Origin of the sequence: Crateriforma conspicua (assembly GCF_007752935.1) — a bacterium.
GTDB classification, from domain to species: Bacteria; Planctomycetota; Planctomycetia; order Pirellulales; family Pirellulaceae; genus Crateriforma; species Crateriforma conspicua.
In genome coordinates, this window is the sequence record NZ_CP036319.1 from 1,943,777 (window position 1) to 1,959,223 (window position 15,447).

12 protein-coding genes are annotated in these 15,447 nt (G+C 57.2%); 5 read left to right on the forward strand and 7 right to left on the reverse strand.

Annotated elements, in window-relative coordinates; translation table 11 throughout:
- Positions 1 to 336 precede the first annotated feature (336 nt).
- Positions 337 to 1,470, forward strand: a complete 1,134-nt coding sequence (locus Mal65_RS07350; protein WP_145304761.1) for a DUF1559 domain-containing protein — start codon at positions 337 to 339, stop codon at positions 1,468 to 1,470.
- A 40-nt stretch (positions 1,471 to 1,510) separates the two neighbouring features.
- Positions 1,511 to 1,945, forward strand: coding sequence for a hypothetical protein (locus tag Mal65_RS07355; RefSeq protein ID WP_145295428.1), 435 nt, complete (start codon positions 1,511 to 1,513; stop codon positions 1,943 to 1,945).
- Between the two features lie 12 nt (positions 1,946 to 1,957).
- Here Mal65_RS07355 and Mal65_RS07360 read toward each other — a convergent pair whose 3' ends face one another.
- The gene (locus Mal65_RS07360; protein ID WP_145295431.1) at positions 1,958 to 2,845 is read right to left on the reverse strand and encodes an alpha/beta hydrolase; all 888 of its coding nucleotides are present in this window, start codon (positions 2,843 to 2,845) and stop codon (positions 1,958 to 1,960) included.
- A 223-nt stretch (positions 2,846 to 3,068) separates the two neighbouring features.
- Between Mal65_RS07360 and Mal65_RS07365 the strand changes: the two genes are divergently transcribed.
- Positions 3,069 to 4,520 carry a sulfatase family protein gene (locus tag Mal65_RS07365; RefSeq protein WP_196784660.1) on the forward strand — a complete coding sequence of 484 codons (1,452 nt, stop codon included), beginning with the start codon at positions 3,069 to 3,071 and terminating at the stop codon, positions 4,518 to 4,520.
- A gap of 43 nt (positions 4,521 to 4,563) precedes the next feature.
- Here Mal65_RS07365 and Mal65_RS07370 read toward each other — a convergent pair whose 3' ends face one another.
- From Mal65_RS07370 to Mal65_RS07395, 6 genes are all read right to left on the reverse strand, one after another.
- Positions 4,564 to 6,087 carry a mercuric reductase gene (locus tag Mal65_RS07370; protein ID WP_145295436.1) on the reverse strand — a complete coding sequence of 508 codons (1,524 nt, stop codon included), beginning with the start codon at positions 6,085 to 6,087 and terminating at the stop codon, positions 4,564 to 4,566.
- 79 nt (positions 6,088 to 6,166) lie between these two features.
- Positions 6,167 to 7,141, reverse strand: coding sequence for a TVP38/TMEM64 family protein (locus tag Mal65_RS07375; protein WP_196784661.1), 975 nt, complete (start codon positions 7,139 to 7,141; stop codon positions 6,167 to 6,169).
- 124 nt (positions 7,142 to 7,265) lie between these two features.
- Entirely contained in the window at positions 7,266 to 9,527 is a 2,262-nt protein-coding gene (locus Mal65_RS07380) for a sulfatase-like hydrolase/transferase (RefSeq protein ID WP_165701124.1), read from the reverse strand.
- A 142-nt stretch (positions 9,528 to 9,669) separates the two neighbouring features.
- Positions 9,670 to 10,530, reverse strand: a complete 861-nt coding sequence (locus Mal65_RS07385; RefSeq protein WP_165701125.1) for an NAD(P)H-binding protein — start codon at positions 10,528 to 10,530, stop codon at positions 9,670 to 9,672.
- Between the two features lie 194 nt (positions 10,531 to 10,724).
- A complete protein-coding gene (locus Mal65_RS07390; protein ID WP_145295444.1) occupies positions 10,725 to 11,099 on the reverse strand; it encodes a response regulator in 375 nt (124 codons plus the stop codon).
- Positions 11,065 to 12,711, reverse strand: a complete 1,647-nt coding sequence (locus Mal65_RS07395) for a GAF domain-containing protein (RefSeq protein WP_145295447.1) — start codon at positions 12,709 to 12,711, stop codon at positions 11,065 to 11,067. The genes Mal65_RS07390 and Mal65_RS07395 overlap by 35 nt, the downstream gene beginning before the upstream one ends.
- A gap of 225 nt (positions 12,712 to 12,936) precedes the next feature.
- On the opposite strand from Mal65_RS07395, the gene Mal65_RS07400 reads away from it, so the two are divergent.
- Together Mal65_RS07400 and nfsB are read left to right on the forward strand one after the other, a co-directional pair.
- A complete protein-coding gene (locus Mal65_RS07400) occupies positions 12,937 to 14,274 on the forward strand; it encodes a sigma-54-dependent transcriptional regulator (protein WP_145295449.1) in 1,338 nt (445 codons plus the stop codon).
- 415 nt (positions 14,275 to 14,689) lie between these two features.
- A complete protein-coding gene (gene nfsB, locus Mal65_RS07405; protein ID WP_165701564.1) occupies positions 14,690 to 15,349 on the forward strand; it encodes an oxygen-insensitive NAD(P)H nitroreductase in 660 nt (219 codons plus the stop codon).
- Positions 15,350 to 15,447: the final 98 nt, after the last annotated feature.

The following is a 15,447-nucleotide window of genomic DNA, read 5'->3' on the forward strand; positions in this document are numbered from 1 at the left end:
GTTCGACCGTGAATCGACAGCATGGATTTGTCTCCACCGCCGCAGCCGTCTGGTCAACGACGTCCCGAACTTTTGTTCGGGATGTGTTAGAAATCTTGCGCGGCGTGGCGTCGCTGGAGCCCAGACGACGAAGTGGCTTACTAGGGGGCCAAGACCGATCTCGTGTATGAGCAGACTGCATGAAAACATAATCGGCGGTGGCGATGCCTTTTCGTTTTGCTGTTGACCCTTTTGCCAACTGGACACGTTGGCCTGGTGTTTCGGTGATCCAAAGATTGGACGACCGAAGAAAAAACAGACAAAAATCAAAAGATAAATTGTGCACGGGAACTTGAGATGAAAATTGTTCGACAACGAAACCAATTGACGGCGTTCACGCTGGTGGAACTGCTGGTGGTGATCGCCATCATCGGCGTGCTGGTGTCGCTGCTTTTGCCAGCGGTGCAAGCGGCTCGCGAAACCGCACGAAGCACCCAGTGCATGAACAACATGAAGCAGGTCGGGCTCGCGCTTCACAACTACCACGGTGCCCACCACTACATTCCAACCACGACCACCGGACCGGACAAAACGGACGGCGGCTGTGGAAGCGGGTTTTACAGTTGGCTTGCGATGATCCTGCCGTTTGTCGAACAGGAAACGCTGTACGACCAAATCGACTTCAGCCAGCCGCTGGCGGATCACTGCAACTACAACGTAAGCAGCGATTATCTGAATTACAGCATCGGGCCGAATCACCCCAATGCCCAGGCCGCCAAGACGATGATCGGTACCTACTTGTGCCCATCGGATCCGGCGTCCGTTTTGCAGTATCACGATGATGGAGAAACGCTGGCTCCGGGAAGCTATGCCGGAAACGTGGGTTGGCCCAAACTTGCGTTTTGGCCCGGAAACGACGAGAGCCCACTTGAGAAGCAAAATGGAGTTTTCGGATTGCTGAACCCGTCCAGTCCCGATGGTTGGCAAGTGCCCCAGATCCGTTTTCGTGACATCACCGACGGCCTGTCAAACACTGCCGCAGTGGCGGAGCGAAAGATTAGCTCGGTTTCCGTTGTGAGCAGTCCTTGGGGTGGTAGCTATGTCGCTGGTAACACAGACGTCAACATGCAATCCTTCTGTGGTAGTTCCCATCGTGCCCGTTCACTGGAGAAGTGGATTCCCTACTGTGGTTCGGTGACTCATGGTGATCCGGCCTACATCGAAAGGCACGGCCATGCCTGGATCAGCGGATGGACATTTGCCGCCAATACCTACATGCACGCCATGCCGATCGGTGATCGCAATTGCCACATCTATGGTGGTGAAGGGATCGGCAGTAACCTGGTCACGCCGGGCAGCCATCACGTCGGCGGCATTCACGTCTTGATGGCCGATGGCAGTGTGAATTTTCAATCGGAATCGATCGACATGCAGACGTGGTGGGCCATGGGAAGTCGCAATGGAGGCGAGATTGCAACCAACGTCGAATAGAGCGATTGTCGCGCCGAACTATGCGTGGATTGCCGGGGCGATGCTGTTGATGGTCGGTTGCACGGGAGATCAGCGCCATTTTCCGCCGCTGGAGCGTCTTGAACAGAAACTGTCGGTGACGATGCCGGCCGATGGCAAAGTGATCGGTGGCACCGAGCCGACCGAAGCCATGTCGCTGTGGCTGATCATCAGCAAGGATCCTTTGCCGCTGCCCGAGAGCACCGATAAGCGTTCGTATCGATCCAGACGTGGCAGACGACCCGAAGGCACGCCGGTCCCAGTGACGGCACTATTGAACCTGCTTGCCGCGTGTCAGGTGCCCGAGGAAGAAGTTCCCACGTTCACCGAACAACGCGGCGCCGTCCACATGGGCCAGGTCGGTGACGTGCAGTTCGCTTATCGCGAAGCGAGCATCGAAGCGGGATGGCTGACCGCCGTCGAAATCCATTTGGCGGACGTGCCGTTGGATCGATAGGAAGCCGGTCGATCAACGCAAGTGCTTGTTCAGGAACTCGCTCAGCGTCTTCCGCTGCTCGCCGGAAAAGAACACGGCGCCGCCGTGCTTGGCACCGTCAATCTTCTCGTACCGGACACTCAGGCCCGCCTTTCGGTAGGCGTCGGCGAATCGATCCGATTGAGCAATCAGAACCGTGGTGTCGTCGGTACCGTGGAAGATCAACAGCGGCGGATCGTCCTCGCTGACATGGTAGATCGGTGACGCCAACTTGGCGGCTTTCACTTTCTCGTCGGTCGGTCCGCCCAACAACAAACTAACCGGTGATCCTTTTTCGGTCGTCTTGTGTGGTTGTGTTTTGGTGCGGTGCACAAAGTCGGTGGGGCCAAAAAAGTCGACGATGGCATCGACGCGCGACGACCGGTCTTCGTTGCCGCCGACGTTTCCTTCCAATTTCTTGACACCGCCGGTGGTGCCAAGCAATGCGGCCAGGTGTCCGCCGGCGCTGGTGCCACCGACCGCGATGCGGTCGACGCTGTAGCCGTACTTGTCCGCATTGCTACGCAGCCAACGGACCGCGGCTTTGCAATCGTGAATCTGGTCCGGGAACGTCCCCTTGTCGGTCAGCCGATAAGAGATGCTGGCGACGGCGAAGCCTTCTTCGGTCAACCAGTTCACCGGGCATTTCGCTTTGCTGCCGGCACGCCATCCGCCCCCGTGGATCCAAACCAACAGCGGGCTGTCAGGCTGCTGACTCAAATACAGGTCCAGCTTCAGCGAGTGCCCGTCCAGGCTGGCAAATTCCAGGTCTTTGATCTTGGTCGCTTCGGCACGCGCGGCCGATGGTAGGAACGCGACGCACACGATGGCAATCGTTAACAAGCGTCGCCAGGATCGAAGGCGGGGAAGAGCGAACGTCATGACGTGTTCCGAAGATTTCAGGCGGGAAACGATTCGACAGGCGGGATGACCGAGGGTCGCCCCCGATCATAGCCGTTGCCAAAGCGTCACGCTTGCATGATTCGGACCACCGTCGTGAACATTGAACGATCACGACATGCGTATACTGCATCGGAACATCGATTGAAATGGATCAACCGACGTTTGACCTTTCATGCAAGAGATCGTCCCAGCAATGTTGTCGATGAAACCGAACCCGTGCACTTGGTTGATGGGGATCACCATTGCCGTTTTAGCATCGATGGGAACGGGGCATTGTGCCGACCATCCCAACGTCATGTTCATCTTGGCCGAAGATCAGGGGGCGCAGGCGGGTTACTTGGGAACGCCGGGACTGCAAACGCCCAACATTGACGGTCTGGCGCGATCCGGGATCCATTTCACCAATGCGATGGTCGCCTATCCGGTGTGTTCGGCATCCAAAGCCGCCCTGTACACGGGACTGCACAATCACACCAATGGAATTTTGAACAACACGTACAACTACCACAAACCCGCCGAGCAAGTGACGCCGCAAGAACGTCGGCGGCCGTTGTTCCGTCGCAACCGAATTCGCGATCCCTATGTCACGCTGACACAGATTTTGCATGACAGCGGCTACTTCCAAGGCGTCACGCACAAATTGCATGTCTTGCCCAATGAAAAGTTTCCCTATGACCAGTTCCTGCACGGGGGACGCGGTGAGATACAGCGTTTCATTGATACTGCGGATCAGTCGGGACGGCCATGGTTCTTGATGGTCAACATTCCCCATTCACACCGGCCGTATCCCAACAGCGACAAGCAGGCGATTCGCGTCGATCCGAACAAGGTTCAGCCGCCCAGTTTTTTGCCAGAATCCGAAGTCATCCGTAAAGATTGGTCCGAATACTTGGCGGCGATCGAACAAACCGACCATGCGGTGGGCGAGGCGTTAGATGCGCTGCAGCAAACCGGTCACACCGACGACACGCTGGTCGTCTATCTCAGCGATCATGGTCCGACGTATCAACATGGCAAGATGACGCTGTATGACTTGGGGCTGCGCGTGCCGTTGATCTTTCGAGGCCCAGGGGTGGTTCGCGGACAACGTTCGGACGCTTTGGTCAGCGAAGTGGATCTTTTGCCGACGTTGTTGAAATATTGTGACATCGACCACACGTTCGACGTGCCGATTCATGGTCAATCCATTGCCAGCGTTGTTCGTGGTGACACAACATCGACGGGGCGGGAAAACATTTATGCCGAGATATCCGATCGTGGGCCGCTGCCCAACGACGGGATGCAAGAACGCATGATCTTTGATGGCCGAATGAAGCTGATCTATCGTGAGAACGTCGACACCGGTTGGCGTCAGGTCAACGCGGATTCCCGCGAGTTTCCGAAGTGGGGCAATCGTGTCTACGACGAAACGATTCGTTTGAAAGATCGCTTCCCGGTCGCCTATCGAGTCTTGGCTGAAATGGATCCACAGAATCTGGGAGGTGTCGTTCCGAAATTGGAACTCTACGACCTATCGACTGACCCTGATGAACTCCGCAATCGGATTGACGATCCGAAGTACCACGATGACAGGGAACGCTTGTTGTCGGAATTGACCCAGTGGTGTCGCCAGACCAAGGACGTATCGGTGACCCTGGGCCGAACAAAGCCTTGAAGTCTTCGGGCCACTTATCGGCGATCGCCTAAGGCCACGACTTCTAACCCCCAACATTGAACCGACGCAGCGCGGCCAGCACGCTCTTACTGGTGGCGGTCAGTCGTGTCCGATTGTATTGATCACCCAATTTTCGGATCGCTTCGGCCTGGGTCGGGTAAGGATGAATGACGTTGGCGATGGCACCGAGTCCGATCTTTTGCTGCATTGCCAGTGTGATCTGCGAAATCAAATCACCGGCGTGCGGGGCCACGATGGTGGCCCCCAAAATGCGATCAGTGCCTTTGCGTGTGTGGATTTTCACAAACCCATCGGTCTCACCGTCCAAGATCGCTCGATCGACTTCCGCCATCGATTGCCGGTAGGTATCAATCTTCACGCCGTTTTCGTCGGCCTGTTGTTCGCTGATCCCGACGTGAGCAATTTCTGGGGTGGTGTAAGTGGACCAGGGAATGATCAGGTCGCTGAACTTCTTCTTCCCCAGCGGTCCCACCGCGAACAACGCGTTCTGAATCACCATTCGGGCTGCGAAGTCGGCGGCATGCGTGAACTTGAGCTTGGAACAGACGTCGCCGGCGGCAAAGATCTTGGCGTTGGTGGTTTGCAAGTGATCGTCGACCTGGACACCGTGCCGGTCGTAGGCGACGCCGACGGATTCCAAATTCAATCCTTCGACGTTGGGCGTTCGTCCGACAGCGACCAGCAATTGATCCACCGAATGGTCGTACGACGTTCCGCCGGCTTCCACGCTGACGTGAATCTGTGGCGACTGCCTGACCTTCAATTCGCGGCCACAGCACAACAGTTGGACGCCATCACGTATCAGCGATTGCCTGACAATGTTTGCGGCATCCGGGTCCTCTTTTGAAAGGATGCCTTGGGCGGAGTCGATCAGATACACCTCCGAACCGAGCTGTGCAAAGGCCTGTGCCAATTCGCAACCAATGGGGCCGGCACCGATGACTCCGAAACGTTTGGGCAATTCGGTTAGCGAAAAGACCGATTCGTTGGTCAGATAGTTCACATCATCCAGGCCTGGGATCGTCGGAACAGCGGCTCGGGCGCCGGTGGCGATGACGGCACGTTTGAACTTCAGCGTTTGATCAGCGACTTCGATCGTTTCGCTGTCGACGAATCGGGCGGACCCAAAGTAGACGTCGACCCCAAGATCCGAAAACCTCGCCGCCGAGTCGTTGTCGCTGATGTCCGCTCGCAATCGACGCATGCGTTGCATCACGCCGGCGAAGTCAACTTCAACGTCGCCCGTGGTCTTCACGCCGTGATCGGCAGATCGCCGAACGCCGCGAGCCACCCGCGCCGCACTGATCACGCCCTTGGACGGAACACATCCGACATTCAGACAATCACCCCCCATCAAATCGCGTTCGATCAGGGCGACTTTCGCACCCAATCCCGCGGCACCGGCCGCGGTCACCAAGCCCGCGGTGCCCGCGCCGATCACCACCAGATGATAGGGACCCGTCGGGGTCGGGTTGGTCCAATCCGGTGGATGAACGTTGGATTCCAAACGCTGATTGTCTTCACCGTCGGGTTGCAAGGCGTTCATACAAGCGTTCTCCGTTGGGCAATTCGAAACCGGCAAATGATCAACGCGTCAATGGTGACAGGTGCCTGGGCCGCTGAACTCAGTTTGACGCGGCCGCGGACTTTACGGCCGGATCAAACAGACCGGCGATTTGGTCTTGGTTCGTGGCAACATACGCTGCCGCGATCCCCATGATCACGGCAAACGCCGTGACCAACCCCGTTCGCATGGTTTTGGCTGGGGTCGGGACTTTCGCTGTTTCGATCGATTCAGCGGTTTCATCCGACGACGCAGTATTCTCCGGTGCAGCGACCTGTGCCTTCAATGAATGGCTGGCCAAGCGTGTGACGTAGACAGTGACGACGATCGTGGCCAGCAAGCCGACGCCTAGCAAGATCCATTCACCCGTGGTGCGTTGACGATCGCTTTCCACTGCCGCGCCGGTCAAATGCCCGAGGTAGACGTACATGAAGGTACCGGGCAGCATTGCCAGCCAACTGGTCCCCACGCATGGCCAAAAACCGATGGGCGTCAAACCGTAAAGGTAGTTCTGGACATTGAAGGGTATCGCGGGGGAAAGCCGCAGAAGTCCCACGATCTTCCAACCGCCTTCGCCGATGGCACGATCCATGGCCGCAAAGTGTCGGTTGTTCGACGCCAGTCGTTCGACCGAATCACGTGCGGCATAGCGTGCGATCAAGAACGCGAAAGCGGATCCAACGGTGGATCCCACCGAAACGATCGCGGTGCCGATACCAAGTCCGAAAACGGCACCCGCAACCAACGTCAAAAGGGTTCCCGGGACAAACAACACGGTCGCCAGAATGTACAGAACGACCAGAGCAAACGGACCCCAGAATCCAAGGTCGGTGATCCAGCCTTGCAAGTGTGATATCGCGTTGTCCAGCGGCAACGATCGAACGATCACCAAGGCGGAAACTGCGATCACCAGGTATCCAGCCAACCGCAAACGCGTCATCCATCGTCGCCGATCGGGTTTCTCGGATGCCACCGTCGCATTCGAACTGACGCGACCCGGTGGCGGCGTATTCGTCGTGGATTCGTCGACAACCATCGGAACCGTCAAGCTGTTGGGCGCGAGCACTTTCTCCAAGCCGGCCGTCGGCAACGTGGTCGAACCGCCAAGCGAGTGGGAATGACGAATCGTCCGCTCGGTCCGCCAACGATCGGTCGTCGGATCAGGGCGAAAGTTCTTTGACGATCACGTTGCGAAAGTGGACTTCGCCCTCGCGACCGGCGTGAATTTGCAGACCGAAGAAGCCTTGGTCGTACTGATCCGTCTTCCACTTGGCCGCCGGTTGTCCGTTGATCCAAGTTTGGATGGTGTCACCCTTGGCCTGGATCGTCACGCGATTCCATTGCCCCATCGACTGCATCGCTTGTCTGGCCGATTCGTGCCGGCTGAGCCACATGGGATAGATCCATCCGCCGGCGCTTTGACCATAGATCCCACCGGACCAGAACCGCTGCTTCGAATACGCTTCGACTTCGCACTGTGGACCGAAGACGGTCAATTGGCCAGCCGATCGGCCTTCGCCGGGCTTTGTTGCGGCGCGGAACATGACGCCCGTGTTGCCGTCGACGACATGTTTCAGTTCTGCGGAAAAGATGAAATCCGAAAAATCGCTCCGGTCGGTGCACAGATAAGTGCTGGGCGACCCGGGGACACAAGTTCCGACGATGGTGTTGCCGGACGCTTCAAATTTGCAATCACCGCCGATGGGTTTCCAGCCTTCCAGGTTCTGGCCGTTGTACAAAGGCTGAAATCCATCGTTCAAATCAGGTTCGGCGTCCTGGTGCGTCAGCATTTCCGACGGATCCGGCAACAATGGTTGCTTGCGGTACACGCCGACCCATTTCAGTTGAGACGCGGCAATGCGATTGGCGTCTGCTTCGTATCGGGCAAGGTGTTCGTTCAGCTGCGCATTCATCGCCTCCTTCGCGTCACGGTGCTGGTCGCTGTCGGCCAAGTTGTTCCATTCGTTGGGATCGGTTTGCGTGTCGTACAGTTCCTCGCTGCCATCTTGATAGCGAATGTATCGCCATCGCCGATCACGGACGCTGGCGTTGTCCTGGTCGAACATCGTCAGGACGCTGTCGCGGAATTCGTCCTTCGGCTTCTTCAGCAACGGGACCAGCGAATGCCCGTCCAGAATTTGCGGGCCCTCCAAACCACACAGTTCCACCAAGGTCGGGTACAAGTCGATCAAACCGACCGGAGCATCACAGGTGGATCCGGCCGCCGCAAAACCGGCAGCAGACTGTTTCGGCGGGACGATGATCAGCGGAACGCGCGTCGAACGTTCCCAACCGGTCCACTTTCCCCAATGGTCTTTTTCACCGAGATGCCAACCATGGTCGGACCACAAAACGATCCAGGTGTTGTCGGCCATCGGTGAGGTATCCACGGAATCCAATAGGCGGCCGATTTCCTGGTCGACATAAGTCACGCAGGCCAAGTAGGCTTCGACGGCGACACGCCATTGGTCGTGCTTGACGACGGTGGAATGCAATCCCGCAGTGATCGCTTCGATCGCCCATTTTCGTCCGGTGTCACTCAGATCATCCAGATCGTCACTGCGATACGGCGGCAATGCCGCGTGCTTTGTCGCAAATCGATCAAAGAATCGCTCCGGTGCAAACAGTGGAATGTGCGGACGATAATATCCCACGCACAAAAATTGTGGCTGTGTTTCGGATTCCGTCAAACGTTGTATGGCCCAGTCGGTCGCGCGAGTGTCACCCCAATCGCTGTCAGGCAGATCAAATCCGCCCCAATCAAATGATTCGCCCGCCACATCGTCGGGACGCCGATCCGATGGCATGCGATTGATGGGCAGAACGACTTCACGCCCCATGCTGTCCTGCAACATGTGACGAGGGTGATCGCTGCCTTTGGTGGGCAATTCCGTTTGTGTGTATTTGACATCGCCGGCCGGGAAAGGGCTCCAACGCTGGCTTTCAACCTGGTATTGCTGAAACTGTTCTTTGCCTCGGGTGTGATACAGCTTGCCAACTGCGGCCGTACGATAGCCCGCTTCTTCGAACGCCGTCGGCAAGTGGCGTGCCTGTGGATAGACCTTTTGAATCGATCCAGAATCGTTGGACCAGACGCCCGTGACGTTCGGCATCCGGCCGCTGAAGATCGACGCACGGGATGGATTGCACGCCGGTGCGGCACAGTGTGCGTTGGTAAACAACATGCCGCGTCCGGCCAAGCGGTCGATGTTCGGTGTCACCGTATCGGGATGACCTGACAGGCAGCCGACCCAGTCATTCAAGTCGTCCACGGCGATGAACAGAACGTTGGGATGCTGGGGCTGGGCGGCGGCAGTGGGCGGGCAGGCCAGCCAGGCAAGCACCAGGCCGGATAGCATCGGGCCGAATAGCACCGGGCGGGATAGCACCAGCCAACAGGACACGGAGTGAAACGGCTTCATCGTCACAGCCTTTGCAAGTTGTCGGATCGTTGTTCGAACCGACAATGTAACGGCTGGTTGCGATGGTCGCGCGGCCGAGGCGGCTGCTCGGCCGATCAAAGTCACGCCAGGCCGATTCGACGCACGACGGTGGTAAACCCACTCAGCACGATGTTGTCGCCGTGGACAAGTATTGCGTCAGTCGTTCCCGCGGGGTTTGGGCCGGACGGCCCGTCAGCTTCGCAACGGTGTCACTGATGTTCGACATTTCGCCGGCGGCGATGGACGTATAGCTACTGATCCATGCTTCGATTTCGAAACGAGTGGCGTTCAGGTGGGCACGACTCTGAAACGCTTCGTCCATCGTTTCGTTGATGTACCCGACCGGTTGGCCGGTGATCTCCGACATCAACGCGGCCGCATGGTGCAGGTCAATCCGTTCGGGACCGCTGACTTCCAACCGCTGGTTGTTTTCGAAACCGTCAACGATCACCCTCGCGGCGACGGCCGCGACATCGGTCCGCGCCACGGGAGCAAACTGGCCATCGCCGGCGGGACCCCGAATCACGCCAGCGGTCACCAGGGTCGGGATCATTTCGATGTACAAGTTGTTGCGAAGCGCGGTGAAGGGGATGCCCGACGATTCCAACGCTTGTTCGGTGTCGTAGTGATCCCTTGCCAACGTGAAGACTGCATCGGGCGACGGGTGGGTGAAGCTGGTGTAGACGATCCGATTCACACCAGCTTGGCGGCACGCATCGATCGCGGACCGATGCAACGCACGTCGCTGTTCCGATTCCGGCAAAGACACCAGGAATACTGTGTCCGCACCCGAAACGGCGGTGGCGAATGCATCGACGTCTTCATAACTGGCCTCGCGGACGTCCGTGTTGGGCATTTGCGGCGCCCGATCGGAATCGCGAACCAACAATCGCATCGGAAGACCCGATTGGGCCACACGTTCGGCGACTTCACGTCCTAGTTCGCCGGTGGTTCCGGTGATGGCGACAAGTTTGGGATTCATCTTGGAATGTTGTCGGGGGTTGGGGTGGGGCCCGCATTGGGTGACTGGCCGCCGGTGGGCGTCGGCGGTTGCGGTTGCCCACATACGCGCGCCTGTGGCCGCTCGGTTTCCCTTAGGCCACGGTGGGGGGACAGATCCTCGTTTGACCGGTCAATCAATGCGACGCGAAGAAGGGTGGCCGCGGGCCGCTCGCATCAGTGAAGATTACAACGATCGGGAAACGCTTTGCAGATGGCTTGCTGCAACTGTGAAACGTCGACGGGCTTCAATAGAAAGTCCACGGCGAACTCGATCGTCTGTCCGGCAATTTCTTCATAGCTGGACATGAAAATGATCGGGATGTCGTGCTGTTGATTGATTTCCAGTGCCGCATCCAGCCCCGATTTATGCGGCATGCGGACGTCGGTGATGATCAAATCGGGCGTGGTCCGATGGCTTTCGTGCACCAGTTGCTGGCCGTCCGATGCTTCACCGACGACGCAGTAGCCCAGCTTTCGCAGCAACCGGCCAAAGCACGATCGAATATCGTCCTCGTCATCGGCGATCACGATTCGCAGGGGCGTTTTCATCAGCGGACTTAGGAAATGTCAACAAAAATTCGGCTCCGTCACATCGGGATTCCCCGATCTGGATCGTGCCACCATGAGCTTGCATGAAGCGTAAAGCAATGGCCATGCCCAATCCGGTGCCTTTGGGTTTGGTGGAGAAAAAAGCGTCAAAAACCCTTTCACGTTGTTCCGCCGATAAGCCTGGACCGTTGTCACGCACGGTCACCACGATCGCGTCGCGACCATCCACGATCTGTTCAGCGGCCTTGATGTCGATGGTCACAGGATCTTCTGTCGCGGCCAGCGAGTTTTCGAACAGGTTTCGAAACACTTGTTCGATCCGGAACGCATCGTGTGGACATTCCAAATCGACGCCATCGGCGTTTTCAACCAGCGTGGCGTTACGTCCTTTTCGCAAGACATTCAGATTGCCCCAGGCCAAATGCCAAGCATCCGCCAAGTTCGCGGTCGATCGTTGAAGTCGAATTTGTCCTGCGAAATTCCGCAGGCCATCATGCAGCTTCAGCAAGTCGTCTTTGGCACGGCTGATTCGTTCCAGGTCATCACCGGCTTCCGTTCCCGACTTGATTTCATAGCCCAGGACGTCGATCCCGACCTGGATTCGCTGCAACGCGTTGCGGCTTTCATGCGCGATCGCCGAAACCATCTGTCCCATCGCGGCCAGTCGTTCGGATTGGACCAGCTTCAACTGGCTTTCGGCCAAACGTTCCTCCGCAATCTTGCGTTCGGTGATGTCACGGATCAATCCCAGGAAGGCAAAGGGTGAACCCTGTTCATCACGAATCACCGCGCCCACGACTTCACCCGGAAACGTCTCGCCGGATTTGCGTCGCCAGATCAATTCGGTTGCGTCGGTCGTCGTCATGGAGATCGTGTTGAAGTGTTCGTCACCCATCCGTTTGTAGTCGTCGGAACTGGCATACAGCACTTCGGTGGTTTGACCCAAGACTTCATCCGCGGTGTAGCCGAAAAGCTTTTCCGCCGATCCGCCGAAATGTGTGATGCGTCGGTCCAGTCCCGTCATGACCAGAGCATCGGGGATCCCGTTGACGATCGCTGTCAGGACCGCACGCTCGCGTTCGACCGCGTTCTGGTGACGCACGCGTTCAATGGCAAGCGCGGCCAGGCTGCCCATGCTGGAAACAAAATCCAGGTCGCTTTCGCTCGGTTTCCGCGGTTCGCGGTAATACATTGCAAACGTTCCCAACACATCACCCGTGGTGCTGATGATGGGTTCGGACCAACAAGCACGCAGCGAAGCTTTCAGCGCCGCATTGCGGGCCATCTTCCACAACGGGTCGGTTGCGATGTCTTCGACGACGACACGTCGTTTCAGATACGCGGCAGTTCCACAGGATCCCATATCGGGTGATGGAATCACGCCGTCGACCGCTTTGATGTATTCGTCCGGCAAACGCAGCGACGCACCATTGCGCAAACGTCCGTCGGAATCCAACAACAACACGGAACCGATCATTTCCGGTCGCGATTCCTCGGCCACCTCGACCAAGGTGTGCAAAATTTCGTCCAGCGAAGCCCCTTCGGCCAAACGCTTCAGCACGCGGGTTTGCCCCCGCAAGTCGCGTTCGATCCGCTCGTGTTGTGCAAGCATGCCTGCCTTCCAAGGATTCGATGAAGTATTGGTAGCGTGCGATGGGTGCCGATCACCGCACCTTGAGAGTTTCGGTGGGGCGTCGGGCACTGAATCCATTCGTGTTTGCCCCATCTATCACACGGCATCCCATCGGTTGGTGCAAGCACTGTGTGGCCGTCGGCCTGTGCTCATTTTCAACGCCACCTGCCGCGGGGCGGCTGATTTTCTACAATCGGAATCATCATGAGCAACGACCAACTTCAGATCTTATTCGTCGATGACGATCCCGATTTTGCCAGTGCATGCGTGCGCTGGTTCGAAAAAAGTGGACACACGGTCGTTCATGCGGCAAGCGGCCAGGACGGCATCAGCGAAAGCCAAAAACGCGACTTCGATATCGCCATTTTGGATTGGAATCTGCCGGGGCTAAGCGGTCTGGAATTGGTCCAGCGGATGCGCGATACCAGCGTCGACACGGAAATCATCGTGCTGACCGGCGAAGGCACCATCGAAAATGCGGTGGAATCGATGCGTCGTGGCGTCTTTGATTTTCTGTCAAAGCCGTTCCCGATGGCCGAACTGGAACGGCGTTGCCAAGTCGCATCGGAAGCCCGACGGCTACGCAAAGAAAACGCCCAACTACGCGAAGTCATCGATCGATCCAAAAGCCCGGCCGTCCAAATGGTCGGCGAATCGGAAAAGATGAAGAAAGTCTTTCGTCTGATCGATCGTGTCGCCCCCACCGGCAAGCCCGTGTTGATCCAAGGCGAAAGTGGGACTGGAAAAGAACTGGTCGCCCAAGCGATTCATCAAAACAGCACGCGTGGTGACCGCCCTTTGGTGACCGTGAACTGCGCGGCTTTGCCTGAACAGTTGGTCGAAAGTGAATTGTTCGGTCACGAAAAAGGATCCTTCACCGGTGCAACCGCTGCCAAACCGGGGCTGTTCGAAGTCGCCGATCGCAGCACCCTGTTCATCGACGAAATCGGCGAGTTGCCGTTGACGTTGCAACCGAAACTGTTGCGAGTGTTGGAGGATGGTTCGATGCGACGCGTCGGATCCGAAAAGGAACGACGTGTCAATGTCCGGATCATCGCCGCGACGAATCGAAATCTGAAAGAAGAGGTCGAAGCGGGACGTTTCCGCGAGGACCTGTACTATCGGATCAACGTTTTGGCGATCGACTTGCCCGCCCTGCGTGATCGTGGCTCCGATGTCGAAACGATGATCGATTATTTCTTGGGAGACCAGCACGAACTGCACCCACAAGCAAGATCGGCTTTGCTGTCCTATGATTGGCCGGGGAACGTTCGCCAATTGATCAACACCATCGAACGTGCCAAAGTGTTGACCGATGACGAGATCACGATCGATGATCTGCCCGATGAAGTCGCCGCGAACGAACCGGCCGACGGCGAAGAATCTGGCATTCAGGAAGGAACCTTGATGCGTCTGCAACGTCAACACATCATTGAAGTCCTTCAGCAAGAAAATGGCAACAAATCGGCCGCGGCTCGGGTGCTGGGAATCGAACGCCGCAAGCTGTACCGAATGATGAAGCAGCACGGCGTCGATGGCTGATCGGCGATCAGCGCCGTGAAACTCGATCACGCGGCCATCTTCTATCGGCCGTCTTTTGCAGTCCGTCTTCTGCAAGCGCCCTTCCGCTGTCTGGCGGCCGACTGTGCGCCCATTGACAAAGGTGCGCAAATTCGCGCGACGGGCCCACGGCGGCATCGTGACCGGCTGCGTTTGAAAGGCTTTGGAACCCGCAATTAACGCGATTTGCCCTCCGGTAAATCAATTGGCACGCAGCTTGCCTTTCCGGTGGCGACGGCCGATTGGGCGATTCGTGATCTTACCCGCCCGCAGCCGAAATCTTCGCCGGAGGTCGGACAACCGAAACCGGTCACTGCCTTTGCGATTCGACCAGTGGGAAAGACTGATCATGTTAGATACGAACGTCGACTGTGGATCGGACACTGAGTCAGCACAACTGGATATCGTCGATCATGCACTGAACCGCTACTCCGCCAAGGCCTACGACCCGGAACGAAAGATTTCACCGGAGAATGTGGAGAAGATCAAAAAGCTGCTGCGGTTCAGCCCGTCCAGCGTGAATTCACAACCTTGGCATTTTGTCCTGGCGTCCACCGACGAAGGAAAGGAACGGGTTGCCAAGGGGACTGACGAGAAATATCCGTTCAACAGCGGTTCCATTCGCGCTGCTTCCCACGTGGTGGTCTTCTGTAGCCGATTGGACATCCAGCAAGATTACTTGACGCGGTTGTTGCAACAGGAAGAAAGGGACGGGCGATTTGACGCAGACCCGTCCTTCAAGGACAAAATGAATGCCGGACGCAATCTGTTCATCAACTTGCACAAACACGATTTCAAAGATGTCCAGCACTGGATGGACAAGCAAGTCTATTTGAACATCGGTGCATTCTTGTTGGGGGTGGCCGCCCTTGGGATCGATGCGACGCCGATGGAGGGCATCGATGTGAAGGCGTTGGACGAAGAACTGGGACTGCGTCAAAAAGGATTCACAAGCCTGGTGGTCGTGACTCTGGGTTATCACGACGCGGAGAAAGACTACAACGCCGATTTGCCAAAGTCGCGTCTTCCGTATTCGGAAATCCTGACAGAAATCTGAGACCGCGTTTCTTGCGATAACGCGATCGGTAATCCATTCTCCACAAACGCGTCTTCACAGCAGGAGGGGCAACTGCTGTGAAGACGTTCGTCGGAGGT